At 65.1% G+C, this 26,169-nt stretch carries 26 protein-coding genes and 1 pseudogene; 12 read left to right on the top strand and 15 right to left on the bottom strand.

The features are described 5' to 3' along the window. Positions 1–15 precede the first annotated feature (15 nt). The gene (gene tlpA, locus AXW67_RS35910) at positions 16–687 is read left to right on the top strand and encodes a thiol:disulfide interchange protein TlpA (RefSeq protein ID WP_063681714.1); all 672 of its coding nucleotides are present in this window, start codon (positions 16–18) and stop codon (positions 685–687) included. Here the strand turns inward: tlpA and AXW67_RS35905 are convergent. The 6 genes from AXW67_RS35905 to AXW67_RS35880 form a co-directional block, all read right to left on the bottom strand. Further along, complete coding sequence (locus AXW67_RS35905) at positions 677–871, bottom strand: putative motility protein (RefSeq protein ID WP_027552377.1); 195 nt, start codon at positions 869–871, stop codon at positions 677–679. The two genes, tlpA and AXW67_RS35905, sit on opposite strands and share 11 nt — an antisense overlap. Positions 872–1,083: 212 nt before the next feature. Beyond that, positions 1,084–1,965, bottom strand: a complete 882-nt coding sequence (locus tag AXW67_RS35900; RefSeq protein WP_027552376.1) for a 3-hydroxybutyryl-CoA dehydrogenase — start codon at positions 1,963–1,965, stop codon at positions 1,084–1,086. A gap of 193 nt (positions 1,966–2,158) precedes the next feature. Then, positions 2,159–3,103: an electron transfer flavoprotein subunit alpha/FixB family protein gene (locus AXW67_RS35895; protein ID WP_063681713.1), complete on the bottom strand. Its 945-nt coding sequence runs from the start codon at positions 3,101–3,103 to the stop codon at positions 2,159–2,161. Next, positions 3,103–3,852: an electron transfer flavoprotein subunit beta/FixA family protein gene (locus tag AXW67_RS35890; protein WP_063681712.1), complete on the bottom strand. Its 750-nt coding sequence runs from the start codon at positions 3,850–3,852 to the stop codon at positions 3,103–3,105. Before AXW67_RS35890 ends, AXW67_RS35895 begins: the two co-directional genes overlap by 1 nt. Before the next feature lie 127 nt (positions 3,853–3,979). After that, positions 3,980–4,552: a cob(I)yrinic acid a,c-diamide adenosyltransferase gene (locus AXW67_RS35885; protein WP_063681711.1), complete on the bottom strand. Its 573-nt coding sequence runs from the start codon at positions 4,550–4,552 to the stop codon at positions 3,980–3,982. A 22-nt stretch (positions 4,553–4,574) separates the two neighbouring features. Further along, complete coding sequence (locus tag AXW67_RS35880) at positions 4,575–4,769, bottom strand: twin transmembrane helix small protein (RefSeq protein ID WP_027552372.1); 195 nt, start codon at positions 4,767–4,769, stop codon at positions 4,575–4,577. A gap of 238 nt (positions 4,770–5,007) precedes the next feature. On the opposite strand from AXW67_RS35880, the gene AXW67_RS35875 reads away from it, so the two are divergent. Further along, the gene (locus tag AXW67_RS35875) at positions 5,008–5,901 is read left to right on the top strand and encodes a YihY/virulence factor BrkB family protein (protein ID WP_027552371.1); all 894 of its coding nucleotides are present in this window, start codon (positions 5,008–5,010) and stop codon (positions 5,899–5,901) included. Here the strand turns inward: AXW67_RS35875 and AXW67_RS35870 are convergent. Both AXW67_RS35870 and gluQRS read right to left on the bottom strand, forming a co-directional pair. Continuing rightward, complete coding sequence (locus tag AXW67_RS35870; protein ID WP_063681710.1) at positions 5,828–7,084, bottom strand: ATP-binding protein; 1,257 nt, start codon at positions 7,082–7,084, stop codon at positions 5,828–5,830. The genes AXW67_RS35875 and AXW67_RS35870 overlap by 74 nt on opposite strands. Before the next feature lie 104 nt (positions 7,085–7,188). Then, positions 7,189–8,073: a tRNA glutamyl-Q(34) synthetase GluQRS gene (gluQRS, locus tag AXW67_RS35865; RefSeq protein ID WP_063681709.1), complete on the bottom strand. Its 885-nt coding sequence runs from the start codon at positions 8,071–8,073 to the stop codon at positions 7,189–7,191. 225 nt (positions 8,074–8,298) lie between these two features. Here gluQRS and AXW67_RS35860 point away from each other — a divergent pair, with 225 nt between their 5' ends. The 3 genes from AXW67_RS35860 (at position 8,299) to AXW67_RS35850 (ending at position 12,042) form a co-directional block, all read left to right on the top strand. Beyond that, entirely contained in the window at positions 8,299–8,946 is a 648-nt protein-coding gene (locus AXW67_RS35860) for a DNA-3-methyladenine glycosylase family protein (RefSeq protein ID WP_063681708.1), read from the top strand. Between the two features lie 94 nt (positions 8,947–9,040). Next, positions 9,041–10,126, top strand: a complete 1,086-nt coding sequence (locus AXW67_RS35855) for a DUF2855 family protein (protein ID WP_063681707.1) — start codon at positions 9,041–9,043, stop codon at positions 10,124–10,126. Positions 10,127–10,275: 149 nt separating this feature from the next. Beyond that, positions 10,276–12,042, top strand: a complete 1,767-nt coding sequence (locus AXW67_RS35850; RefSeq protein WP_063681706.1) for a flavin-containing monooxygenase — start codon at positions 10,276–10,278, stop codon at positions 12,040–12,042. Positions 12,043–12,161: 119 nt separating this feature from the next. On the opposite strand, the gene AXW67_RS35845 is transcribed toward AXW67_RS35850, so the two are convergent. Continuing rightward, complete coding sequence (locus AXW67_RS35845) at positions 12,162–13,139, bottom strand: Bug family tripartite tricarboxylate transporter substrate binding protein (RefSeq protein ID WP_063681705.1); 978 nt, start codon at positions 13,137–13,139, stop codon at positions 12,162–12,164. A 161-nt stretch (positions 13,140–13,300) separates the two neighbouring features. Here AXW67_RS35845 and AXW67_RS35840 point away from each other — a divergent pair, with 161 nt between their 5' ends. Continuing rightward, a complete protein-coding gene (locus AXW67_RS35840) occupies positions 13,301–13,858 on the top strand; it encodes an HNH endonuclease (protein WP_025033554.1) in 558 nt (185 codons plus the stop codon). 15 nt (positions 13,859–13,873) lie between these two features. On the opposite strand, the gene AXW67_RS35835 is transcribed toward AXW67_RS35840, so the two are convergent. Next, entirely contained in the window at positions 13,874–15,325 is a 1,452-nt protein-coding gene (locus AXW67_RS35835) for a GH1 family beta-glucosidase (RefSeq protein WP_063681704.1), read from the bottom strand. A 2-nt stretch (positions 15,326–15,327) separates the two neighbouring features. Further along, entirely contained in the window at positions 15,328–16,329 is a 1,002-nt protein-coding gene (locus AXW67_RS35830; RefSeq protein WP_063681703.1) for a glycoside hydrolase family 16 protein, read from the bottom strand. A gap of 327 nt (positions 16,330–16,656) precedes the next feature. Between AXW67_RS35830 and AXW67_RS35825 the strand changes: the two genes are divergently transcribed. The 3 genes from AXW67_RS35825 to AXW67_RS35815 all read left to right on the top strand — a co-directional run bounded on the left by AXW67_RS35825 (position 16,657) and on the right by AXW67_RS35815 (position 19,820). Beyond that, a complete protein-coding gene (locus tag AXW67_RS35825; RefSeq protein ID WP_063681702.1) occupies positions 16,657–17,796 on the top strand; it encodes an RNA ligase RtcB family protein in 1,140 nt (379 codons plus the stop codon). Beyond that, entirely contained in the window at positions 17,793–18,422 is a 630-nt protein-coding gene (gene prfH, locus AXW67_RS35820; RefSeq protein WP_063681701.1) for a peptide chain release factor H, read from the top strand. Before AXW67_RS35825 ends, prfH begins: the two co-directional genes overlap by 4 nt. A gap of 129 nt (positions 18,423–18,551) precedes the next feature. Beyond that, on the top strand, positions 18,552–19,820 hold the full coding sequence (locus AXW67_RS35815; RefSeq protein WP_063681700.1) for a glycosyltransferase family 87 protein: 1,269 nt from the start codon (positions 18,552–18,554) through the stop codon (positions 19,818–19,820). Positions 19,821–19,825: 5 nt separating this feature from the next. On the opposite strand, the gene AXW67_RS35810 is transcribed toward AXW67_RS35815, so the two are convergent. After that, entirely contained in the window at positions 19,826–20,704 is an 879-nt protein-coding gene (locus tag AXW67_RS35810) for a DMT family transporter (protein ID WP_063681699.1), read from the bottom strand. 176 nt (positions 20,705–20,880) lie between these two features. Between AXW67_RS35810 and AXW67_RS35805 the strand changes: the two genes are divergently transcribed. Next, positions 20,881–21,102, top strand: coding sequence for a dodecin (locus AXW67_RS35805; RefSeq protein WP_027552361.1), 222 nt, complete (start codon positions 20,881–20,883; stop codon positions 21,100–21,102). Positions 21,103–21,286: 184 nt separating this feature from the next. Then, positions 21,287–23,191 (top strand): sensor domain-containing diguanylate cyclase, encoded by a 1,905-nt coding sequence (locus AXW67_RS35800; protein WP_063681698.1) that lies wholly within the window; start codon positions 21,287–21,289, stop codon positions 23,189–23,191. A gap of 132 nt (positions 23,192–23,323) precedes the next feature. Here AXW67_RS35800 and AXW67_RS35795 read toward each other — a convergent pair whose 3' ends face one another. The 3 genes and pseudogenes from AXW67_RS35795 to AXW67_RS35785 form a co-directional block, all read right to left on the bottom strand. Beyond that, positions 23,324–23,515 carry a hypothetical protein gene (locus tag AXW67_RS35795; RefSeq protein WP_063681697.1) on the bottom strand — a complete coding sequence of 64 codons (192 nt, stop codon included), beginning with the start codon at positions 23,513–23,515 and terminating at the stop codon, positions 23,324–23,326. A 474-nt stretch (positions 23,516–23,989) separates the two neighbouring features. Further along, positions 23,990–24,700, bottom strand: a pseudogene (locus AXW67_RS35790) (autotransporter outer membrane beta-barrel domain-containing protein); the annotation flags it as partial. A gap of 7 nt (positions 24,701–24,707) precedes the next feature. Beyond that, positions 24,708–25,838 carry an IS630 family transposase gene (locus tag AXW67_RS35785; RefSeq protein WP_063675747.1) on the bottom strand — a complete coding sequence of 377 codons (1,131 nt, stop codon included), beginning with the start codon at positions 25,836–25,838 and terminating at the stop codon, positions 24,708–24,710. Between the two features lie 38 nt (positions 25,839–25,876). On the opposite strand from AXW67_RS35785, the gene AXW67_RS35780 reads away from it, so the two are divergent. Next, on the top strand, positions 25,877–26,158 hold the full coding sequence (locus AXW67_RS35780) for a LexA family protein (protein ID WP_063675745.1): 282 nt from the start codon (positions 25,877–25,879) through the stop codon (positions 26,156–26,158). Positions 26,159–26,169: the final 11 nt, after the last annotated feature.

Below are 26,169 nucleotides of genomic sequence, written 5' to 3'. Positions count from 1 at the left end.
CGGATGACAAACGATATGCTCGAACAGAAGCCCTCCGCCACGCGCCGCATCCCCCTCGTCATCGCCACCGTGGCGATCGGGGGCCTAGCGGGCTTTGCCGCGCTGTACGGGCTGGGCCTGAGCCGCGCGCCCAGCGGCGATCCGGCCTGCCGGGCGGCGGTGACCACCGCGCAGAAGATCGCACCGCTCGCCCATGGCGAGGTGGCGGCGCTGACCATGGCGACCGCGCCGCTGAAGCTGCCAGACCTCGCCTTCGAGGACGCCGACGGCAAGCCGAAAAGGCTGTCCGACTTCCGCGGCAAGACACTGCTGGTCAACCTCTGGGCCACCTGGTGCGTGCCCTGCCGCAAGGAGATGCCGGCACTCGACGAGCTCCAGGGCAAGCTGGCAGGTCCGAATTTCGAGGTGGTGGCGATCAATATCGACACCCGCGATCCCGAAAAGCCTAAGAATTTCCTGAAAGAGGCTAATTTGACCCGGCTCGGCTATTTCAGCGATCCAAAAGCCAAAGTTTTTCAGGAGCTTAAGACGATAGGCCGAGCCCTGGGCATGCCGACCTCGGTGCTGGTCGACCCGCAAGGTTGCGAGATCGCGACGATCGCCGGGCCCGCCGAATGGGCGAGCGACGACGCACTGAAGCTGATCCGGGCCGCAGTGACCCCTGCAGCCGCGTCGCTTAAGCCGTGACGTTGAGGTTGCCGCCGACGCCCGCGCCGACATTGGCAAGCGAGGGCTGACCGGCGCCGAGCAGCGTCAGGACCGCGGACTTCTCCGCATCCATGTTCTGCTTCATCACAGTCGCCGATACCTGCGACTGGAGAGCGCCCTGCTGAGCGGCCAGCATGGTGCTGACCATTGCCATCATGTCCATTACGCGAACCCTCGTACCGGCTGCAGCCTAGGCGCGAGGAGTTAACGAGAGGTGGAGACTTCGGACGGTTTCGTGTCCTGGACAGGATGCGACACGAAGAGCCGCAGTAGGGTGGGCAACGCGGAGCGTGCCCATCAATTCCATCACATGATTGGAGATATTGGGGCAAAGCGCTCTACGCTTTTGCCCACCCTACGGCGCCAAAAGATCGATCAGCGCGTCGGAACCGGCTTGGCGCCGCGGTAGTCGTAGAAACCGCGCTGGGTCTTGCGGCCGAGCCAGCCGGCCTCGACGTATTTCACCAGCAGCGGGCACGGGCGGTATTTGGAGTCCGCCAGCCCCTCATGCAGCACCTGCATGATGGAGAGGCAGGTGTCCAGGCCGATGAAGTCGGCAAGCTCCAGCGGGCCCATCGGATGGTGGGCGCCAAGCTTCATCGCCGCGTCGATCGCCTCGACGTTGCCGACGCCTTCGTAGAGCGTGTAGATCGCCTCGTTGATCATCGGCAGCAGAATGCGGTTGACGATGAAGGCCGGAAAATCCTCGGAAACCGCCACTTGCTTGCCGAGCTTGGCGACGAACTCCTTGGCCGCCTCGAAAGTCGAATCGTCGGTTGCAATGCCGCGGATCAGCTCCACCAGCTCCATCAGCGGCACCGGATTCATGAAGTGGATGCCGATGAAGCGCTCGGGCCGGTCGGTGGCGGCGGCAAGGCGCGTAATCGAGATCGAGGACGTATCGGAGGCGACGATCGCCTCCGGTTTCAGGATCGCGCAGAGCTCGTGAAAGATCTTGCGCTTGACCTCTTCCTTCTCGACCGCGGTCTCGATCACGAGATCGCAGTCGGCGAGGTCGTCCAGCTTCTCGGCGAGCGCGATCCGCGCAATGGCCTTGGTCTTGGCGTCCTCGGTGACGACCTTCTTGGAGACCTGGCGCGCCAGATTGCCGTTGATGGTGGCCATGCCCGACTTGAGCCGATCGGCCGAGACGTCGTTGAGCACCACGTCGAAACCGGCCAGCGCCGCGACATGCGCGATGCCACTGCCCATCTGCCCCGCGCCGATCACGCCGACCTTCTTGATCACTGCCGCCATAATGTCATCCACCGGAACGGCGCGCTAAGGCGCGCCTGCCTATCCCCTGAGCCGGGAGGTCCGATTTAACCAGAACCCGGGCTCGAAACCTAGATTGGATGCGCCCCTCCGCGCGCCCCGCGCGAAAGAAAACGCCTCAAAAATGAAACACCGGCCGGAGTGTACCTCTCCGGCCGGTGTTTTATCGCGTTTTTTACTTTCCGAGCTTGGCGAGTTCGGCCGTGAGCTCCGGAACCGCCTGGTAGAGGTCGGCCACCAGGCCGTAATCGGCGACCTGGAAGATCGGCGCGTCCTCGTCCTTGTTGATCGCGACGATCACCTTGGAGTCCTTCATGCCGGCCAGATGCTGGATCGCGCCGGAAATACCCACCGCGACATAGAGCTCGGGGGCCACGACCTTGCCGGTCTGACCGACCTGCCAGTCGTTCGGCGCATAGCCGGCGTCGACCGCCGCGCGCGAGGCACCGACACCGGCGCCGAGCTTGTCGGCGAGCGGCTCGATGTATTTTGCAAAGTTTTCCCGGCTCTGCATGGCGCGGCCACCGGAGACGATGATCTTCGCCGAGGTCAGCTCGGGACGGTCGCTCTTGGCGACTTCCTCACTGAGGAAGGACGACAGGCCCGGATCAGCCGACGCAGCCACGCTCTCGACCGCCGCGCTGCCGCCTTCACCCGCCGCGGAGAAGGTGGAGGTGCGGACCGTGATGACCTTCTTGGCGTCCTTCGACTTCACCGTCTGGATGGCGTTGCCGGCGTAGATCGGGCGCTCGAATGTGTCGGGGGCGACCACCTTGGTGATCTCCGAGACCTGCATGACGTCGAGCAGGGCGGCGACGCGCGGCATCACGTTCTTGAAGCGCGAGGTCGCGGGCGCGACGATCGCGTCATAGGACGGCGCCAGCGAGACGATCAGCGCGGCCAGCGGCTCGGCGAGATCGTGCGCGTAGAGCTCGCCATCGGCGAGCAGCACCTTCTTCACGCCGGCGAGCTTAGCGGCGGCGTCCGCCGCGGCCTTGGCGTTCTGGCCGGCGACCAGCACCTCGACGTCCGCGCCGAGCGCGGCAGCCGCGGTCAGGGCCTTGTTGGTCGCGTCCTTGAGCGACGCATTGTCGTGTTCGGCAATCAGAAGCGTCGTCATCAGAGCACCCCGGCTTCGTTCTTGAGTTTCGACACCAGCTCGGCGACGTCCTTGACCTTGACGCCTGCCTTGCGGCCCGCGGGCTCCGTCGTCTTGAGAACTTCGAGACGCGCGGTGACGTCCACGCCGTAATCGGCGACGGTCTTCTCCGCGATCGGCTTCTTCTTCGCCTTCATGATGTTGGGCAGCGAGGCATAGCGCGGCTCGTTGAGGCGCAGGTCGGTGGTGACGATCGCCGGCCCCTTCAGCTTCACGGTCTGCAGGCCGCCGTCGACTTCGCGGGTGACCTTGAAGTCCGAACCTTCGACCTCGAGCTTGGACGCGAACGTCGCCTGCGACCAGCCCAGCAGCGCGGCCAGCATCTGACCGGTCTGGTTGGAGTCGTCATCGATCGCCTGCTTGCCCAGGATGATCAGGCCCGGCTGCTCTTCGTCCGCAACCTTCTTCAGGATCTTCGCGACCGCGAGCGGCTCGACGGCGCCCTCGGCCTTCACCAGGATGCCGCGGTCGGCGCCCATGGCGAGACCGGTGCGGATCGTCTCCGACGCCTGCGCCGGTCCGATGGAGACCACCACGACCTCGGTGGCCTTGCCGCCTTCCTTAAGGCGCAGCGCTTCCTCGACCGCGATTTCGTCGAACGGGTTCATCGACATCTTGACGTTGGCGAGTTCAACGCCCGATCCATCGCCCTTGACGCGGACCTTGACGTTGTAATCGACCACCCGCTTTACCGGCACTAAGACCTTCATCGATCCTCTTTCACTTATTTTGGGAGGGGGGTTATCAACTGGCGCGGAACCTAAAGGCCTGATCCGGCCCGGTCAACGCGCGAAGGGGCCAAATTTTGGCCGGCCCGAACACTGCCCTCCCAATGGGTCAGCGGTTCTGGCCCGGAACCCACAGCACGTCGCCTGCGCCATTATGATTTGCGAAGCGGCTCGCCACAAACAGGAAATCCGACAGGCGGTTCATATACTGGATGCCAGCCGCGCCGACCGGCTCGCCTGGTCTGGCCGCAAGTTCCACCATCACCCGTTCCGCCCTGCGGCATATCGTGCGCGCAACATGGAGATGCGCAGCCGCCGGCGTGCCGCCCGGCAGCACGAAGGAGGTCAGCGGCGCGAGGTTTTCGTTGAGCGCGTCGATGTCGTGCTCGAGCCGCTCCACCTGGCTTGCCACTACCCGCAACCTTTCCGCCTTGCCTTCGCGCTCGGGCACCGCGAGGTCGGCGCCGAGATCGAACAGATCGTTCTGGATGCGGCCGAGCATCGCATCGAGATCGGTCGCGTCCTTGGTGTGGAGCCGCACCACGCCGATCGCGGCATTGGTCTCGTCGACCGTGCCATAGGCCTCGATGCGCAGATCATATTTGGCCCGGCGCTCGCCAGTGCCGAGCGCCGTCGTGCCGTCGTCACCGGTGCGGGTGTAGATGCGGTTGAGCACGACCATGTTTGCCTCGTTGCTGTCTACGCTAGCGGCCCATCGCCCAGACCGCGAGCATGGCGACGACGATCGCCACGAACTGAAGCAGCACGCGCCAGCGCATCAGCTTCTGCGAGGTGTCGGGCGAGCCGCCGCGCATCATATTGACGAGACCGAGCAGCAGCACCACCGCCACGGCGCCGGCTGCCACCGGCAGAATGAAAGAACTCAAAAGGGATGCCATTGAGAGTAGATAACACCGTGCCGGCTGCTTCGCTATCTCCCCCACCCTGTCATTCCGGGGCGCGGCGCAGGGGCCGCGAAGCGCGCCCCGGAATGACGACGGGCGCTTCGCGATCTGGCTTTTAGGTCCATAATATCAGATGGTAGCAGGATGATTTCCGATCTACGCCAACTGCCAGCCTTCTTCGCCTCTCCCCCCGCGCGGGGAGAGGGAGCAGCATCAGCCAAGTAGGTGGCGCGTGAAGGCGGTTCGCTACCTCTATATCGTCGTGATGGATGCGTTCTATACGTTCCTAGCCGATGACGGCTGGGCGATTGCGAGCCATATCGCGCTGTCGACGCTGATGGCGCTGTTCCCGTTCCTGATCGTGCTGACCTCGCTCGCCGGCTTCTTCGGCTCCAAGGAACTCGCCGACCAGGCCGCCGGGCTGATGCTGCAGGTCTGGCCCAAGCAGGTCGCAGATTCCATCTCCAGCGACGTCCACGATGTCCTGACCACCACCCGCACCGACGTACTGACCATCGGCGCGGTGCTGTCGGTCTATTTCGCCTCGAACGGCGTGGAGGCGCTGCGGGTCGCGCTCAACCGCGCCTACGCGGTGGTGGAGATGCGGCGCTGGTACTGGCTGCGGCTGGAATCGATCGGCTACACGCTGGTCGCGGCCTTCACTGCGCTCGCCATGGCGTTCCTGATCGTGCTCGGCCCGCTCCTCATCGCGGCGGCGCGGCGACACATCCCGCTGTTCGTCGAGTCCAACGAGAGCATCCTCACCTGGCTGCGCTATGGCATCACCATCGGCGCGCTGGTGGTGGCGCTGTTCATCCTGCACGCCTGGCTGCCGGCAGGCCGGCGCGGCTTCCTGCAGATCCTGCCCGGCATCGTCTTCACCGTGGTGGCGTCGCTGATCTCCGGCATCGTGTTCGGGCAATATCTGGCGCGCTTCGCCAACAACTACGTGACCATGTATGCGGGGCTCGCTTCGGTGATCATCGCGCTGGTGTTTTTGTATTTCATAGCCGCGATCTTCGTCTACGGCGGCGAGCTCAACGCCGCGATCATCAAGTCGCGGCTTCCTCACGGCGTCTCGCTTCAAGCAGCGCAGTCGCTAAAGCCCGCGGGGACACAGGCTTGATCAGGAAGGCGTCGGCGCCGGCCTCGCGCGAGGCCGCCTCGTCCTCGCCGCGGCCCGACACTCCGATGATGGGGATTTGAGCGAGCGGCGGCGACATGGTGCGGATCCGCTTGATCGCCTCGATGCCATCGATGCCCGGCAGCACCATGTCCATCAGCACCGCGTCGAAGGCGCCCTGCGCAATCCGGTCGACCGCATCCTCGCCGCGCCCGATGAACTCCGCATGATGGCCGAGCTCGGTCAGGATGGTGTTGAGCACGACGCGGCCGAACGGATTGTCCTCGACGCTGAGCACGCGCAAAGCCGCCATCGCATCCGCCTCAGGATCTTCGCACCCGCCGGACGGGCCTGATCCCGACGCATCCAGCGACACCGTCAGCGTGAAGGTGGCGCCGCCGCTGCGCCGCGGCGCAACCGTGATGTCACCGCCCATCGCACGCGCCAATTGCTTCACCGAGGACAGCCCGAGCCCGGCGCCGCCGAAACGCGCGGCGATGGTGACATTGGCCTGGGTGAACGGGCGGAACAGCCGCTTGATCTCGGCCATGGTCAGGCCGATGCCGCTGTCGGACACCGCAAAGGCGACGCCGACCCTGCCTTTGTCCTTCGTTTTGCCCCTGCCCTTCTGCGGACGCCAGGGCACGACCGCGAGCGCGACGCCGCCCTCGTCGGTGAACTTCACGGCGTTGTCGATCAGGTTCTCAAGGGCGGCGCGCAGGCGGACGGGATCGCCGACCACCGGCCCGGAAAGCTTGCCGGAGATCTCGACCTGGGCCTGAAGTCCTTTGGCCGCGGCACGCCCGGCGAGCGAATCACCCATGCTGCGGGCCAGCGCCCGCAGGTCGAACAGGTCCTGGCGCAGCGCGTTTGCCCCCTTCCCGGTCTTGGCCGCGTCCACGAACAGGGTGGCGAGGCTCGCCAGGTGCTCGGCGCCGGCCTTGATGGTATCGGCCCAGCGCCGCTCCCGCTCGCCGAGATCGGAGGTCGCAAGCAGGTCGCTGATCGCCAGAATTCCGGTCAGGGGTGTGCGGACCTCGTGGGCGAAGGCGGCCAGCGCCGCCTGGACCACGTCCGGCGTTGCGGCAGCAGCGCGTTTACGCGTCGCGCCAACCGCCCCGGACCGCTTCCGAGGCGGCCGCCTGGACGTCCGCGTAGTGCGCGATGCGCGCGTTTTCGCCGCCATAGATCCCCTTCGAAGTATTCCTTCGAACCCCCGGGCCGTCAGGCGAGCATCGCACGGAGGAACACTCCGAGTCACGGCGACCTTTTGCTAAACCCCAGAGAAACTTAACCTAATCCCACCAGCCGGCGGACGTCCGCGGGCGAGGCACCAGCGGAGCGCAACTCCCGCAAACCGGTCGAGCCGGTCGATTTCGAGAGCTTCCGCCCCTCAGCATCCCGAATCAGCCGGTGGTGGCGGTAGGCGGGCTCCGGCAGGTCGAGTAGCGTTTGCAGCAGCCGGTGCACCGAGGTGGCGTGAAACAGGTCCTGGCCCCGAACCACCTCGCTCGCGCCCTGGAGCGAATCATCGACCACCACCGACAGATGATAGCTCGTTGGCGTCTCCTTGCGGGCGAGGATCACGTCGCCCCAGGCTTCCGGCCGCGCCGCGACGAGGTTGCGCTCGCCGTCCGGCCCCTCGCCCAGTTCGCGCCAAGTCAGTTCGCCGCCGGTCAGGCCGGCAACGCGGCGGCAGGCAGCCATGTCGAGCCGCAGGGCATAGGGCGCCCCGGCCGCGATGAGGCGAGCACGCTCGTCGGCAGGTAGCGATTTCGCGGCGCCGGGATAAAGCGGCGCCCCGTCGGGATCGCGCGGCCAGGACCCGGCCGCCTCGCGCGCGGCTGTGAGCCTTGCGATCTCGGCGCGGCTTTCGAAGGAGGGATAGACCAGGCCGAGCGCGGCAAGCTTCTCCAGCGCGGCGCGGTAATCGGCAAGATGCTCCGACTGCCGCCGTACCGGCGTCTCCCAGGCGATGCCAAGCCAGGCGAGGTCGTCGTAGATCGCCGTCTCGTATTCGGGCCGGCAACGCGTCGCGTCGATGTCCTCGATCCGCAGCAACAGCCGCCCGCCGGTCTCGCGCGCTCGATCGAAGTTGAGCAGCGCGGAATAGGCGTGGCCAAGATGCAGGAAGCCGTTCGGGCTCGGAGCGAATCGGAAAACGGGTGGCGACATACGACAGATCTCGTCATGGCCGGGCATAGCCGTCCGAAGGACGGCGTCGCTTCCGCTCGCCTACTTCCCGGCCATCCACGTTCTTCGGTGCCACATGGCGACCATGTCAAGGTGGCGGAGGAATACGACGACCGTCACTCATGCTAACAATGACGTGCGGTTGGAAAGACGTGGATGGCCGGGACAAGCCCGGCCATGACGTCGCAGAGAGTTTGCCGAACCACGATGACCATCCACCTCGAAACCCAGTCCGACCTCGAAGAGGCCGTACGCACGCTGGTGAAACGCGACCCGCGCCTAAAACCCGTATTCGAGGTCGCCGGCATGCCCGCCTTGCGGCGGCGCGAACCGGGCTTTGTGGGGCTTGCGCATATCGTCTGCGGGCAACAGCTCTCGACCGCGAGCGCCTCGGCGATCTGGGGGCGGCTGTCGGCCGCCTTCGATCCGTTCGACCATGACGCCGTGCGCCGCGCCCGCACCGATCGGCTGGGGCGGCTTGGCCTCTCCGCTGCGAAGATCAAGACGTTGAAACATCTGGCGCGCGAGATCACCGCGCAGCGGCTGAACCTCGAGGTGCTCGCCGAAGAAGATGCCGACGCCGCGCATCACACGCTGATCTCGCTGCCGGGCATCGGGCCGTGGACGGCGGACGTCTATCTCTTGTTCTGCCTCGGCCATGGCGATGCCTGGCCGGCCGGCGACCTCGCCGTGCAGGAGGGCATTCGCATCGGGCTGGGGCTGAAGGCGCGGCCGACGGAAAAGCAGATGGCTCCGCTCGCCGAACCCTGGCGGCCCATGCGCGGTGCCGCCGCGCATCTGTGGTGGAGCTATTATCGCGCGGTGAAGAAGCGCGAGGGCGTGCTGACGGCCTGAAGCGGCCGAACAACGTTTAAAACTATGTTGCTGTTGCAAACCTAGCGCGAGTGACCGATGAGATCCGGCGCGAACCAAAGCCGGGATAAACACCATGACAGCCACCGACTTCATCGTTGCGCGGGACGATCTCGAAACGTGCAAGACGATCGCAACCGAGCTTCCTGCAGGCGAGTCGCTCCCGCAGGACGCACTGCTCGTGAAGGTCGACCGCTTCGCCTTCACCGCCAACAACATCACCTATGCAGTGCTCGGCGACGAGATGAAATACTGGCAGCTGTTTCCCGCGCCGAACGGCTTCGGCAACGTCCCGGTGTGGGGCTTTGGCGAGGTGATCGCCTCAAACCATCCGAACGTCGCCGTGGGCGAGCGGCTGTTCGGGTATTTCCCGATGGCGACGCATCTCGTGATCGAGGCGACCGACGTCAGCAAGCGGGGCTTACGCGATGGCGCCGCGCACCGGCAAGGCGTGGCGCCGGTCTACAACGCCTATGCGCGCGTGACCGGCGATCCCGCTTACGCCGGGCGGCAGGGCGACTACCAGGCGCTGCTGCGGCCGCTCTTCATGCTGTCATTCCTGGTCGACGACTTCCTTGCCGAGAACGACGATTTTGGCGCGCGGACCGTGCTGCTCTCGAGTGCCTCGAGCAAGACCGCATTCGGGCTTGCGCATCTCCTCCACACGCGCGGCCGCAAGGCGATCGGGCTGACCTCGGCCGGCAATATCGGATTCGTCAGCTCGCTCGGCTGTTATGACGAAGTCGTCACCTATGACAGCGTGACGTCACTGCCGTCGGGTACGCCGGTCGCCTTCGTCGACATGGCCGGCAACAGCGCGCTGCGCGCCGGGCTGCACCATCACTTCTGCGATGAGATGAAATGCTCGGTGCGCGTCGGATTGACGCATCGCGCCACCGAGGCCGACGAGGGCGTGCTGCCCGGCGCCAAGCCGCGCTGGTTCTTCGCGCCCGACCAGATCCGCAAGCGCGCCAAGGAATGGGGCCCGGGCGGCATCGAGCAGCGTTTTGGCGCGGCATGGTCGGGCTTTGCGCCGCTGCTGGAGAGGTGTCTCGCCGTGGTCGAGAGCCGCGGACCGGAGGCGGTGCGGCAGGTTTATCTCGACACGCTGAAGGGTCGTATTCCGCCTGAGCAGGGCCACATGCTCTCGCTGCTCGGGTAACCGGCTTTTGGACGCCACCGAAACCAGATAGCCTCGGCATCTCTTATTGGAGCATGATCTTTCGGAAAACCGCTGCACACTTGGCGCTGCGCGGCCCTCCGGGTCCGGATCATCGAGGAAACGCCGCGAAGACGGCCACGAGGTCGCGCATGCTGGACAGGACGAAGGATATTTCCGCGCAGGCCTGGCTCGACGAGTTCGAGCGCGCGCTGGGCCAGCCCGATCGCGCCGCACTGGACCGCCTCTTCCTCGTCGACAGTTTTTGGCGCGATGCGCTGGCGCTGAGCTGGAACCTGCAGACCATCGCCGGCCGCGAGGCGATCGCGCACGAGCTGACTGCGCTCGTGCCCAAGGTGGCGCCAGGCAATTTCAAGATCGCGCCCAATCGCGCGGTGCCACGCTGGGTGACGCGCGCCGGCACCAACAATATCGAAGCGATCTTCAATTTCGAAACTGCGATCGGCCGCGGCAACGGCATCGTCCGGCTTGTTCCTGATTCCGCTGATGGCGACCGGCTGAAAGCCTGGACGCTGCTCACCGCCCTCGACGAGCTGAAGGGCTTTGAAGAGCAGCTCGGCACAACGCGCCCGCGCGGCCAGGCCTATTCGCGCGATTTCCGCGGGCCGAACTGGCTCGATTTGCGCAAGGCATCGAACGACTACACCGATCGCGACCCGGTCGTGCTGGTGGTCGGCGGCGGCCAGGCCGGGCTCGCGATCGCGGCGCGGCTAAAGCAGTTGAAGGTCGACACGCTGATCGTCGATCGCTGGCCACGCATCGGCGACAACTGGCGCAAGCGCTATCACGCGCTCACCTTGCACAACCAGGTGCAGGTCAATCACCTGCCCTACCTGCCGTTCCCGCCGAACTGGCCGGTCTATATCCCCAAGGACAAGCTCGCCAACTGGTTCGAGGCTTACGTCGACGCCATGGAGCTGAACTACTGGAACGGCACCGAGTTCGCGGGCGGCGCCTACGACGACGCAAAGGGCCACTGGACCGTCACGCTCCGCCGCGACGGCACGACGCGCACCATGCATCCTCGCCACGTGGTGATGGCGACCGGCGTCAGCGGCATCGCGAACATGCCGGACATTCCGAGCCTTGAGAATTTCAAGGGCACATTGCTGCATTCGAGCCGCTATGACGACGGCGAGAACTGGAAAGGCAAGCGCGCCATCGTCATCGGCACCGGCAACAGCGGCCACGATATCGCGCAGGACCTCTGCTCGAGTGGCGCCGAGGTCACGCTGGTGCAGCGCTCGCCGACGCTGGTGACCAATATCGAGCCGTCGGCGCAGCTTGCGTATGCGACCTATAACGAGGGCACGCTCGAGGACAACGATCTGATCGCGACCTCGATGCCGACGCCGCTCGCCAGGAAGACCCATGTGATGCTGACGGAGCAGTCCAAGGAGCTCGACAAGGAGCTGCTGGACGGTCTGCGGCGCGTCGGCTTCAAGCTCGATTTCGGCGAGGCCGGCACCGGCTGGCAGTTCAAATACCTCACCCGCGGCGGCGGCTATTATTTCAACGTCGGCTGCTCCAACCTCATCGTCGAGGGCGCGATCAAGCTGACGCAGTTCGCCGACATCGAGGGCTTCACGGCAGAAGGCGCGCGGATGAAGGATGGATCGAGCGTTCCGGCCGACCTCATCGTGCTCTCGACCGGCTACAAGCCGCAGGAATATCTGGTGCGAAAGCTGTTCGGCGATGCCATGGCCGACCGCGTCGGCCCAGTCTGGGGCTTTGGCGACGGCTTCGAGCTGCGCAACATGTATGCGCGCACGAAACAGCCCGGGCTCTGGTTCATCGCCGGCAGCCTCGCGCAGTGCCGCATCAACTCGAAATACCTCGCGCTCCAGATCAAGGCGATCGAGGAAGGGCTGCTGGGGCGGGAGGTGGTCACAACGTAAGCCAGTCGTCATTCCAGGGCACGCGAAGCGTGAACCCGGAATCCATTCACCCCCGAAATCCGCGGCGCGATGGATTCCGGGTTCGCGACTTCGTCGCGCCCCGGAATGACAGCCAGGAATCACTCCACCTTGATCCCCGACGCCTTGATGATCGGCCACCAGCGCTCCGCCTCTTCCTTCTGGTAGGCACGCAGCGCTTCGGGAGATTGCTGCATCAGGGGCGAGACCTGGATGCCGAGCTCGGCAAAGCGCTGCTTCACCGGCGAGCTCGCCAGGATCTGCACCATGGCCGCGTTGAGCTTCGCGACGACGTCTTTCGAAGTTCCCTTCGGTACCCACAGGCCGTACCACAGCGACGCCGAGAAGCCAGGCAAGCCGGCCTCATCCGCGGTCGGAACGGTCGGCCAGGACGGCGAGCGCGACTTGCTCGTGACCGGGAACGACTGGATGCTGCCGGCGCCGACGAGCGATTTGAAGTTCGAGGCCGGCTCGATCATCGCATCGATCTGGCCGGCGACGAGGCCCTGCATCGCCGGCCCGTTGCCGCGATAGGGCACGAACTGGAATTTCGTGCCGGTTTCCTTCTGGAACGAGATGCCGGCGAGATGACCGGTGGCGCCGACACCGGCGATGCCGACAGAGGCCTTGTCCGGATTGGCCTTCAGCCACGCGATCAATTGTTTGAGATCGTCAGCGGGCAGATCCTTGCGGCCGACGATCAGCAGCGGCTCGCCGCCGATCAGGATGACCGGTTCGAGAGCGCGCAACAGATCGAACGGCAGCGCATAGAGCCCGCCAGTCAGCATGTGCGTGGTCGAGGTTCCAATCGACAGCGTGTAGCCGTCGGCCGCGGCGCGGACGGCACGGCTGACGCCAAGCGAGCCGGCCGCACCGCCGACATTCTCGACGACGATGGGCTGCTTCAGCACGGCATGCAGTCGTTCACCGAGGAACCGCGCCAGTGTGTCGGTGGCACCGCCCGCCGGGAACGGCACGATCATGGTGACGGGGCGCGCAGGATAATCCTCGGCTATTGCGCACCGAATCGACGCAACACCGAGCACGGCCGCGAGCAGCACGGCGAGCCAGCCACGCATGAACCCTTCCCAAATCGCGGCGTTTTTGAGCGTTTGCCACCCCGCGGCCGCATTGCTTGCGCCTGAATAAGTCTCTCAGCGGGCTTCACAATCCCGTCACGCTGCATGTAGTATGTCAATACATGCTGCTTCGCAGCGTATATGGAGGCCGGGAGCGTTACTTGAACGCACATGTCTCGCAGGGCAGTTGGCCGGTGTTGGTGCTGAATGCGGACTTCCGGCCGCTGAGTTATTACCCGCTGTCGCTCTGGTCCTGGCAGGACGCGATCAAGGCGGTGTTCCTCGACCGCGTCAACATCGTCGCGCACTACGATCAGGCGGTTAGAAGTCCCACGCTGGAAATGCAACTGCCGAGCGTCGTCTCGCTCAAATCCTTCGTCAAGCCGACCACCCACCCCGCCTTCACCCGATTCAACGTCTTCCTGCGCGATCGTTTCGCCTGCCAATATTGCGGCTCGCCCGAAGACCTCACCTTCGATCACATCATCCCGCGCAGCAAAGGCGGACAGACCACCTGGGAGAACGTGGTCGCGGCCTGCTCGCCCTGTAACCTGCGCAAAGGCAATCTGACACCGGCGCAGGCAAAGATGTTTCCGCGCCAGACCGCGTTCGCGCCGACCGTGCACCAGCTCCACCGCAACGGCCGCCTCTTCCCGCCGAACTATCTGCACGACAGCTGGCTCGACTATCTCTACTGGGATACGGAGCTGGATCCGTAGGGCTGGCGTTGGCCCTCACACCCCAATCGCATTGCGCGCCACCACGTCGCGGTAGAACGCTGCGCTCAGTTTCGGTACCCTCGCCTGGGTCTCAAAGTCGACGCGGTAGAGGCCGAAGCGCTTCCCGTAGCCAAAAATCCACTCGAAATTGTCCATCAGGCTCCACAGGAAATAGCCGCGGATCGGGACGCCTTCGGCGACCGCACGCTGCATCTGGGTCAGGTAGTTGCGCAGGAACATGATGCGGTCGAGGTCGTAGACCTGGCCGTCAGCGGCGAGCTTGTCCTCGGATGAGGCGCCGTTCTCGCTGATATAGATGGTGTCGATGTTCCAGATTTTTGCAGCGATGCGCGGCGCCCAGTAGATCACCTCGGGGCCGATCCGCAGCCATTCCGAATTCATGCGCGGGAACGAGGTCGGAAAAGGCAGCACGTGAAAGCCCGGCGCGCGGTCGGAGGCGGTGACGTAGAACTGCGGAGCATAGATGTTGAGGCCGACGAAATCGTTCGGCGTGCCGATGATCTTCAGCTCATCAGTGGTGAATTTCGGCGCGTCGGCGCCGGCATAGGCGAGGAAACCGTCGGTGTACTTGCCCTCCAGCACCACGCCGAGAAAGCCGGCGTTGAGCTCGCGCGTCGCGATCTCGGCGGCGCGGATGTTCTCCGCCGTCGCGATTGCCGGCACGCAGGCCGCAATGTTTTCCGCCGCGCCCACCTTGGTGCCGGCGCGCCCCGAGGCGCGGATCGCCTGCACGGCGAGCCCGTGCGCCAGCGCGACGTGATGGCGGGCCTGATTGAGCTGCGCCGTCGGCAGCTTGAGGCCGGGCGCATCGATGGCCCAGCCATAGCCGAAATTCACGAAGCGCCCGACCTCGTTCACGGTGAAGATGGTCTTCACGCGATCGGTCAGGCGTGCGGCGACGTAAGCGGCGTAGTCGGCAAAAGCCTTCGAAGTGTCGCTCGACTGCCAGCCGCCGACACGATCCTGGAGCGTCTGAGGCAGGTCCCAGTGATAGAGCGTGGCGTAGGGCTCGATGCCGTTGGCAAGCAGCTCGTCGACGAGGCGATTGTAGAAATCGAGTCCCTGGGGGTTGGGCTGCCCCGTGCCGTCCGGAAACACCCGCGGCCATGCGATCGAGAAACGATAGGCCTTGACGCCGAGCGCCTTGATCAGCCCGACGTCCTCCTTGTAGCGATGATAATGCTCGTTGGCGCGATCGCCGGTGGTGCCGTCCTCGATCTTGCCTGGCGTGTGGCTGAAGACATCCCAGATCGACTTGCCACGGCCGTCCTCATTGACCGCGCCTTCGATCTGGTAGGACGAGGTGGCCGTGCCCCACACGAAATCCTTCGGGAAGCGCGCCGGCGCGTGGGTATCGCTTTCGGCGGCGCTTGCGCGCGTCGTCATGCCGAGCGCGGCGAGGCCGGCAAGCCCTGCAAAAGACCGGCGCGAGAGGTTCGCGAACATCGTCATCTCCGCGCCTGCTCCATGTCGATCTGATAGGCGGAAATCCGGTCGATCTCGAATGCGACGGTCGAGGGCGATTCCGCATCGACCGGACCGACACCGAGAAAGAACTTCGATCCGATCGCGAGATTGACGATCATGTACATGGGATCGTCGAAGCCGATCGGCACCTTGATGTCGGAGACCGGCCTGCGGTCGATGAAATAGACCAGGCGATCCTCCTCCCACAGCACACCGTAATTGTGGAATGTGTTGGAAGCATCCGCGACGCCGAAGTCGAAGCCGCAGGACTGGATCTTGCCGGTTGCCGGAATTCGCCAGTGCGTCGTCATCACCATGTCGCCCGACCGCTCGCCGCGGCCTTCGAGCACATCGACCTCGGGCGGCCAGCCGCCGTCATCCGCCAGCATCCAGAACGCCGGCCATACCGCGTGACCGATCGGGAGTTTGGCGCGGATCTCGAAATAGCCGTGCTTCTGCGAGAACGTGCCCTGTGTGGTCAGGATCCCCGAGATGTAGTCGTTGTTGAACAGCACGGATTTCAGCTCCGGCGGAGTGCGGCTTGCGACGATCGAGAGCACGCCGTCCTTCACCTTGAAGGGATCGAGCCCGAGCGGCGTGGTCGCGCGGCCGGCGTAACGTGGATCGACATAGATCTGCTGCTCGCCATTGGCGCTGGTCTTGCGCTTGAAATCGGAGCCGTCGCCGCCCCAGTAGCGCGCTTCCGGCCAGGCCGCGCCACCAGCGTAATGCGGCACCCAGCGTCCGCTGGACAATGGATGCTCGTCAAAGTCCTCATTGAAGGTCCGGCGCAGCGGCCGGAAGACGAGCGAACTCGGATTGACCGTCTCGAGCCTGCGGCACTCGATCGTGGAGGGATCGGTCGTCACTTGCAGCGAAATGCTGTCGGGCGCGACGTCGAGGTCGTCCCGCGCGACGCCCGGTGCGGGCACAGCGAACAGGCCGATCGCGACCCAACTGCCCTTCGTCCAACGGCCGATCATCACCGCACATCGAACATGCCAGGAAACGCACGCGAGGTTAGCTCCTCGGCATTCCGCCGGGCAAGAGCGATGGTGCATCCCGGAGACTTTCACGAGCAGCATCAAGGCTACAGCCCAGGATTGCCAATCCACGCCGGATGTGATCTATAGCCGCTCCGCGTCGAGCATTCCGCTCCGCTTGAACAGGAGACAGACGATGACGAGCATCGCTCGCTGCTCCACCTGGAGCCGCCAGGCCTAGAGACCTCGCGTGAGGCGAGGAACCGGGCCACAGCCTACGCGCGCCTGAGCGCGTATTTCTCCCTGCCTTTCTCCTGGATTTTTGACATGGGCAATCCTCCCATCGTGGACGGCCGCGCGCCGGTCCACACTTTCTACTCATCCAAGACCTGGATCGAGGGCGCCGCCGTGCACCAGCTCGAGCAGGTCGCAGCGATGCCCGGCATCCGCACTGTGGCCGGCATGCCGGATCTTCATCCCGGCAAGTACGGCCCGGTCGGCTGCGCCATCCTCGCCGACCGGATCCATCCGGCCTTTGTCGGCTCCGACGCGGGCTGCGGCATGGCGCTGTTTGCGCTCGACGTCCCCGTGCGCAAGCTGCGCATCGACAAGGCCGCCGAACGTCTGCGTGACATCGAGCGTCCCTTTGACGGCGACATCAGGGGCGAGATCGAAGCGGCGGGACTTGAACCGTCCGCCTTCGATTCTGCGCTCGGCACGATCGGCGGCGGCAATCATTTCTGCGAATTGCTTGCGGTCGAGGACGTCGTCGATACCTCATTCGGTATCGACCGCTCGCGCGCTCATGTGCTGGCGCATTCGGGATCGCGTGGCCTCGGCCACGCCCTGCTCGAAAGCCAGATCACAGAAGGCCTGCACCCGATCGATCCCGACAGCGAGCCTGGGCGCGCCTATTTGCACGCCCACGATCACGCGGTTCGCTGGGCCACCGCCAACCGGCTGCTGATCGCCGCGCGGGCCGCGCAGGCGCTGCGCTGCGACGCCGACTTCGTCTGTCAGTGCTCGCACAATTGCGTCGAGCATCGCGCGGACGGCGTGCTGCACCGGAAGGGCGCCGCGCCATCCGACCAGGGGCTCGTCGTCGTTCCCGGATCGCGCGGTGCGCTGTCCTATCTCGTCGAGCCGCTGTCGGACGCGCCGCTGGAGGCCTTGGCATCCATCGCGCACGGTGCAGGGCGCAAATACGACCGCGCCTCGATGGCCGGGCGCGTCGGTGCGACGAAGTCCGACCGCGAGAGGCTGATGCGCAATCCATTCGGCGGCAGGGTGATCTGCGAGGATCGTGCGCTGCTCGTCGAGGAAGCGCCGGAGGCCTACAAGCCGATCGCAGGCGTGATCGCCGACCTCGAAGCGTTTGGCCTCGCGCGCGTCGTCGCCTCGTTCCGCCCGCTCGTGACGGTCAAGAGGGTCGCCGACGAGCGCGGGCGGCGGGAGGAGCGTCGATGATCCGTTTGCTCTTCACATCTGGACAGGGGCCGGCGGAATGCCGCATCGCGCTTGCCAACGCGCTGCGACGACTGACTGCCGAGGCGGATGCTGCCGCGTGCTCCTGTGCGATCGCGCAGGAGCACGACAGCGACGGCCACGGCCCGGGATCGGCCATCGCGGTCCTCGACGGCGATGCGGCGCGCGATCTCGCGCGGCGGTGGACATCGGGATCGGTGCAGTGGGTCAGCAAGAGTCCCTTGCGGCCACGCCACACGAGGAAGAACTGGTTCATCGGCGTATTCGAGCTTCCGGCGGGCGAGGTCGCCGCGACACACGCGGCCACCGATATCCGCTTCGATAGCTTCCGCGCCGGAGGGCCCGGCGGCCAGCATCAAAACAAGACCGAAAGTGCCGTGCGCGCCGTGCACGTGCCGACCGGCCTTGCCGCCACCGCACGCGACGGACGCTCGCAGCACCGAAACAAGGCGCTCGCCCTCGCGCGCCTCCACGCGCTGCTCGATGCACGGACACGGCTGGCGCAGCACGGCGAGGCGCGCCTGATCCACGCTGCGCATCACAGCGTGGTCCGCGGCGCAACCGGCCTGCGTTTCGAGGGACCCGATTTCAAGCCGGCGAAGCCGTGAACAGGAGGCGCCGTCCGCAAAAATCCTTATCCTTTCGTTACCGTCCTTTAAGCCTCTGACGGCAATCTCGGCCGGGATGGGCGGTCCGGCCTGCCGTCCGCCCATCGGTCAGGTTCGAGGTCGCCTCCTATGCTCGCCGAAACTCTGGAACAGGTTCAGTTCTCGCCGTCGAAGCGGGCGACCTATGTGCGTTTCGCGCTGGCGGCGCTGGCGGTGATCGTCGTCTTCAAGACGTTCTGGTTCGCCCGCTGGGGCGGCTGGGCGGATCGCGAGCTCGCCGATTTCGACGCCTTCTACATCGTCGCACAGCGCGTCTGGCTCGGCGATCTCGATCAGGTCTACCATTTCGAGGCGCTGCTGAAGATGCAGGTCGCCGCTTCCGGCGGCAAGCTCAGCTTCATGCCCTGGACCTATCCGCCGCAATACGACCTGCTGGTGGCGCCGTTCGCGTTCCTGCCGGTCGGCGTCGGCTATCTCCTGTTCACCGCCGCAACGATGGCATTCTATCTCGTGACGTTGCGCACGATCGCCCGCAACAATTTCGCGCAGGTGCTGGTGATCCTGTTTCCGGCGCTTGCGATCACCATCGGCTGCGGACAGAACGGCTTTCTCACGGGGGCGCTGATCGGCCTCGTCTGCGTCAACCTGGAGCGTCGGCAGGTGCTCGCAGGTCTCGCGCTCGGCGCCATGGTGATCAAGCCGCACCTTGCGATTGCCGCCGGCGTCTATTTGCTGGCAACGCGTCGCTGGGTCGCGCTCGCGACCGCCGCCGCCGTGGTGCTGGCGAGCTCGCTGCTCTGCACGCTCCTCTTCGGATGGCAGATCTGGACCGCCTGGCTTGGCGCGATCAGGGAGTCGGCGAGCTATCTCGAGCAAGGCTTCTATCCGCTGTTCCGCATGATCTCGGCCTATGCGGCGCTCTACAAGGCTGGCCTCCCGGCAAGCATCGCCTTCTGGGGACAGGCGGCCGTTGCGGGGCTCGCGCTACTCGCCGTGCTGCTCGGCGTCTTCCTCGGCATGGCGCGCGGCATCTCGACGGCGTTCGCGCTCGGCATCGCCGCGATGGTGTCGGTGATGATCAGCCCCTACGCCTATGATTACGACCTGCCGATGCTCGGCATCGGCCTCGCTCTGCTGCTGCCCGACCTTGGCAAATTGGCGAGTCCGCGCGAGCGCAGTGTGATGTACGGACTGATCCTGTTTGCCGGCGCCTATGGGCTGTTGCAGTCGGCGCGGCTGCTGGCACAGTTCGGACAGACCGCCGATCGCGACCAGCATTTCGCACCTGCCATTGCCGGGCTTGCCATGATGGCACTGCTTGCGCTGCTCCTGAAGGTGCTATGGCGCACCGCGCAGCCTGCGCCCGCGCTGCCCCAGGCTGCACACCTCGCGGAATAACCTGCCTACGCGCGCCGCAACGCCAGCGTCACGCCGCCGAGCGTGAGCGCCATCGCCGCGACCTCGCGCAGGCCGAGCGGCTCGCCGAGAATGATTGCGGCGGACACCACGCCGATCACGGGAACCATCAGCATGCCGGTCGAGGCCGAGGTCGGCGGCAGGCGACGCAAGGTCTCGAACCAGGTGACATAGCAGACGCCCATCGGCACCAGCGTCATGTAGACGAAACAGCCGAGCCCGAGAGGGGTGATCGCGGTGACGTCCGGACGCTCGAAGAGAACACCAAGGATCAGCATCGCGGCGCAGCCGAGCCCGACCTGCCAGACGACCACGACCAGCGGCGGCATCGGCAGCGGCTTGCGGTTGAGCACGTTGCCGAGCGCAAAAAGGATGGCGCAGGACAGCGCCAGGGCGATGCCGAGCAGCTTGTCGGCGCCAAACGCAAGGCCATTACCGCTGAGGAGCAGCGCGACGCCGGCAACGCCAAGGACCAGGCCAGCAACGTCGCGGATGCTCGGCCGGGTCCGCAGAACCGGCCAGGCGAACAGCATCGCCCAGATCGGCATGGTGTAGGCGAGCAGTGCTCCCTCGCCTACCGTCACGTATTTCATCGCGACCGTGCCGAGGCCCATCCAGGCAAAGACATTGGTGAAGGTCGCAAACAATAGCCGCGGGATCACCTCGCGGGGAACGACAAGGGTCTGCTTCCGGCTCAGGGCCAGTGTGGCGAGAATGAATGCCGCACAGATGCCGGCAAGTCCGCGCGCGAAAAGGGGCGGCCATTGCTGCAGCAGGAGCTTCATCAGCGGCCAGTTCAGGGCCCAGCCGAACGCCGTCACGCCGAGGCAGAGAAAGCCGATGGTCCCGTCGCGCTGCGAATCCATGGAGACAGCGCTTAGCAGGCGAACGCGACCCGCTCCACCTCGGCCGGCGCATGCGGGCCAATAACGGAACCCAGTACCGCCCCGCCCGTTCAGATTGGCGTGCGTACGGCTCACTGATAGAATCGGCCGGCGACACGTCCCGGCCTGCCAGAGCTCACACAAGCGGAGGTTCGCCCATGCCCACAGCCGAGAAGGACCACGTCTACAAGATCCTGGAACTCGTCGGATCATCGGAGACGTCGATCGATGATGCGATCAAGAACGCGGTCAGCCGCGCCGCCAAGACCATTCGCGATATGAAATGGTTCGAGGTCGTGCAGACGCGTGGCCACATCGAGAATGGCGCCGTCCGCCACTACCAGGTGACGCTCCGCGTCGGCTTCACGCTGGAGGGCTAGAGGCCGGCAGCACTGCGCGCGACCTGCACACGGGCCGCGCGTGGTTAATGTCGTGCGAGGATAACCCGTCGAATTGACAAGGACTTCCTCCGGCCGAATACGGGCTCCGCACAATCAGCGCGGATGTTGCAAGAGGCCGTTAAGACCAAAGTGAGAGGTTTGCGCCGAATTGGAGCAGACCTCCATGGTCACGAGCCGCGAACTCGGCAAGACGCATCTTCCGCTCTGGGCGGCAGGTTTCGTCGTGCTGATTTGCGTCGCCATCCTGGTTCTGAGCGGCTGGCGCGAATGGGAAGCGCGCAACAGCGAGCTCCGGAACGCTGAGATCGACGTCGCCAATCTCGCGCAATCGCTGGTCCAGCATGCGGATGACACGTTCGAACTCGCCGATACGATCCTGGTCGGGCTGGTCCACCGGCTCGAGCTCGATGGAATGGGCTCGGACACGATCGGAAAGCTCCAGACCTATCTGCCCACCCGCAAATCATCGGACCGCATCCGCGGTATCTTCGTCTATGACGAGACCGGACGATGGCTTGCTACGACCGAGCATGTCGACTTCTCCAAATTCAACAACAGCGACCGTGAATATTTCCAGCATCATCGCAGCTCGCCAGATCGGGGCACGCTGATCGGACGGCCGGTCCGGAGCCGCGCCGGCGGCCAGTGGATCATCACCGCGTCACGCCGGGTCAATCATCCGGACGGCAGCTTCGCCGGCGTTGCCTTGCTGACGATCGACGTCGCCTATTTCGTCAAATTCTACGAGCGCTTCGACTTCGGGCCGAACGGCTCGACGTCTCTGCTCAACAATGACGGTATCATGCTGGCGCGCAGCCGCGACGAGAGCGGCGCCTTCGTCGGACGCGACCTGTCAAAAGCGCCGCTGTTCAGGGAATGGGAGAGCCGGCCGGCCGCGGCGGTCTACTATTTCAAGTCGCCACTCGATGACGTGCAGCGATTGAGCTACTACCAGCGCAGCAGCCGCTATCCCCTGATGGTGCTGGCGACCAAGTCGCAGGATGACGTGCTCGCGCCCTGGCGCCGCGCGGCGGTCGTGCGTATGACCGTCGTCATCGGCCTCGTCCTGCTGATCGCGGTGATCGGCTTCTACCTGGTCCGCCAGCTCGCGCAGCGGCAACGCATGGCACAAGCCCTGGTCGCCAAGGAAGCCCATTTCCGCCTGCTGGCCGAGCAATCCAGCGACATGGTGACCCGGATCGGGCTCGATAACCGGCTGATCTACGTCTCTCCGTCATGCGCGCGCATCATCGGCTGGTCTCCCGACGAACTCCTGGGCACATCGGCCGTGGCCGGCGTTCATCCGGAGGACATGGAGCGGGTCGAGCAAGCCATCGTTGCGCTGAAGAATGGCGAGGCCGAGGAAGCGAGGTTCGTGTACCGCCAGCGCCATCGCGACAAGGGCGAGATCTGGGCCGAGTCGGCCCTGCACGTGACGCGGGCGTCCGACAGCGGCGAGATCGACGGCGTCGTCGCGGTCGTGCGCGACATGACGGAGCAGAAGGATCTGCAGGACAAGCTCGCCTCGCTCGCAGCGACCGATGGTCTCACCGGGCTCGCCAACCGTCGCGCGTTCGACGAGCGCCTCGCGGAGGAATGGGCACGCGCCCGGCGCGATGGCACGCAACTCTCGCTGCTGCTGATCGACGTCGATCATTTCAAGACGTTCAACGACCATTACGGACATCTGGCCGGCGACGGGTGCTTGCGCGCACTGGGCCGGATCCTGTCCACCCATGCCAGGCGCCCGGCCGACCTCGCGGCGCGCTATGGCGGCGAGGAATTCGCCGTGCTGTTGCCGAGCACCGGCGCGGATGGCTGTGTCGAGGTCGGAGAAGAGATCCGCAACGCGCTGCGCGACCTCGCGATGCTGCATGCGCAGAACCTGCCGTCACGCCTCGTTACCGCGAGCGTGGGCGGCGCGACGAGTGTTCCGTCCCAGACGACGGCGGATTGCAGCGCACTGGTGGCCGCCGCCGACCGCGCGCTTTACGCCGCCAAGGATGGCGGCCGCGACCGGCTGGTGATGTCGGGCCAGGTCGTGCCCTGGCCGGCGAAAACCGCATGACGGGTCGACAGCTCACCGGGCGTAGCGAACGACACCCTTGCCGCTGCGCTACGGCCGATGAGCGGCGTCTTTGCGCGACAACAGCTTCGATGCGGCTCTCCGATCAACCAGCCTGATCAAACGATCGTTAAGCTAGTCGTAAAGGGCAAGCGTCTGCTCCAGCGATGGGGCAGCGGTCCTAATTGCCGAGGGAGGCACCAGGAACACGAGGGTCAGGATGTGGAGAATGCAAAAGCCGACCGCGATGATCGCCAACAGCATATTCTCGCTCAGTGCCGGAGCCTGAATGAAGCCCTTCCGCTCTGATTTCTCACTGATCGACATTGTCAGGTCCCTTAAGGCTGGGCGTATCGGAAATTGCACGCTGATCGGGCTTCGCGATGAGATGGGCGTATTGTCGAAGGACGCGATTGGCCTGTAGCCGCCGCGAGCAGTGCAAGGCTTCGAGCAACCATGTCGAAAGGCTTTTCCGCCGCGGGCGACGATCGGAATCTTCTTGAGCCGCAGCGAGCCCCGCCGTTGGAAGCGACGCCTGTGTCATCGGCAAAATTCCACAATTGATATCGTAGAGCGGCGCACATGATCCGTGTCGCATTCGGACCTCTGGCCCACGCCGACGTCTACCATGCCGGTGAGCGGGACGTTGTGCCGAGAGTCTCAACCTGCATTGATGCATTTCGAGGATGGCTACGCGTCCCGCGCGTCCCGCCGCCAGAGGAGATCCGGCAACGCGGGACACAATTGGCCAGCCGCCTCACCTGCCCTGGGTCAGGCCGAAGTGCTGGGAAAAGTCACGGTTCACCATGCATAGCGAACGACACCCTTGCCTGAGTAGGAGCGTGTGACGTTCGAGAACTCGCCTTCGATCGTTGCCGCCGCCGACCAGCCGTTCAGCCAATTCATTTCGACCGCCGCGCTGGTGAGCGCGGAGTCCGCGGCCTGCGCCGCACCGTTCACGACGAAGCTCGCGCCCGGCAGCGCCAGGAAGGTCGCGGCGATCGCACGATCCGGATTGAAATCATGTGCCCAGGCGAAGCGCCCGCGCAGCGTCAACACGCCATTCGGCATCGCGAAGGACTTGTCGGTGCGCAGACCGAGCTCGCTGCGCGTGTCCGTCACGCTCTTGGCGGCGTAGCTCAAGGCGAACGCAGCCGAACCGGAGACGGCCCGCTCGGCATAGGCCGGCAGCTCGAATGTCGTGAACTGCGCCGCGCTATAGGGCGTGAGGCCGATCCCGCCGATCCACGGCGCAATGAAACGATAGCCACCTTCGAGGCGGCCGGAATATGCATTGGCGTTGAACTCGGCGCGCAGATGATCGGCGCCGGCGATGGTCACGGTGCGATCGGTGGTGATGTCCTGCCAGCCATAGGCGAGTGCAGCAGAGATGTAGGCCGGGCCATTGCTGTGGCGCAGATAGGCGCCCGCCTGGAACAGGTCGGAGCGGCCGGAGCCGAGACCGTTCACGCTGAAATTGGTCCCGCCGCCGGCCAGCGCAAAGCCGACTAGTGGTTCATCACAGTGGTTTTGACTCTTTGGCGGCAACTGGATAGGCGCGACCGAGTTTGGCGCGGGCTTTGTCGGTTGTGAACATCCATTTGATGCGGTCTCGCGCCTTGTTTCGCTGCCGTTGCCATGCTGCGATTTCTTTTCGAAGCCTTTTGGGATCGTCGATGCGACGGCCGAGACACTGGCGCTGCAGCACGCTGATCTCGCACTCGACCATATTGAGCCAGCTGGCGTGTTTCGGGGTGTAGTGGAACTCGAGGCGGCGCAGGATGCGACGGGCCTCGGCAGGCGCAAATGCCTGATATAGCGCGCCGGCCGTATGAATCGACAGATTGTCCTGCACCACACGGATGCAGGCGGCATTGGGATAGTGGACGTCGACGAGTTCGCGCATGCAGTGCGCGTAGTCGACCGCGGCGCGGTGGTCTGTAACCTTGACATTGCGCCAGCCGCGATGCGGATCGAAGGTGACGAAGAGATTGACGGTACCGTTGCGGCGATATTCGTAATCGTAGCGCTCGCGCTGTCCCGGTTGGGCAGGGATCGGCTGGCGTACCTCGCCGATCAGCTGGACTGGGGTCTCGTCGAAGCAAACCAGGGGCCGCTCGGGATCCGGCGCCTCGGCGTAGAGATCGAGCACATCCTCCATCCGGGCGACGTATTCGCCGTCGACATGAGGAATGCACCACATATCCCGGCGCCACGGCTTGAGGTCGTTGTCGGCCAGCCGGCGGCGCACGGTCTCGCCCGACAGGCTGGCGTGATCGGTGAGCTTGACCATCGCGTCGGCCAGCAATGTCAGCGTCCAGCGTTTGCGGCCGGCGGGCGGCTTGGCGCATGCCGTCGCCACCAGCAGGGCCTCTTCCTTGCCTGTCAGCTTGCGTTCCGCGCCCGGACGCGGCTCCTCACTCAAGGCCCGCTCCAGATTGCCTTCTACGAAACGGCGTTTGGTCCGGCCGACGGTGGAAAGGCTGACCCGGACGGTTCGGGCAATCTCCGCGTCGCAGCTGCCTGAATCGGCCGCCAGCACAATCTGAGCCCGTTTGAGTTTGCGGGCGGAATGCGTGCCGCCGCCGAGCATTGCCGTCAGTTCGTCCCGCTCGGCTTGGCTCAATTCGACCCGATAACGTACATTCATGCTTCGCCTCCTTGTCGGAGGCCGGGACGAATCCAGCTATGAGTCAAAAATCAGGCGCGCACTTCACCGAGAAGCAGGGACACTATCTCGCTTTCATCCATACCTACTCGTACATGTTCGGACAGCCGCCCGCCGAGGCCGACATCCAGCGGCATTTCCGCGTCAGCCCGCCGTCAGTCCACCAGATGATCCTCACCCTCGAACGCAACGGGTTCATTCGTCGCCAGCCCGGCGTCGCTCGAAGCATCGAGATCCTCTTGCCACCCGAAAAGTTGCCTATCCTCGGATGGCTCGGTATCAAAACGTCAAAATCACTGTGATGAACCACTAG

This window comes from Bradyrhizobium neotropicale, assembly GCF_001641695.1.
Taxonomy (GTDB): domain Bacteria; phylum Pseudomonadota; class Alphaproteobacteria; order Rhizobiales; family Xanthobacteraceae; genus Bradyrhizobium; species Bradyrhizobium neotropicale.
This window is presented reverse-complemented; position numbering and strand designations above follow the sequence as displayed.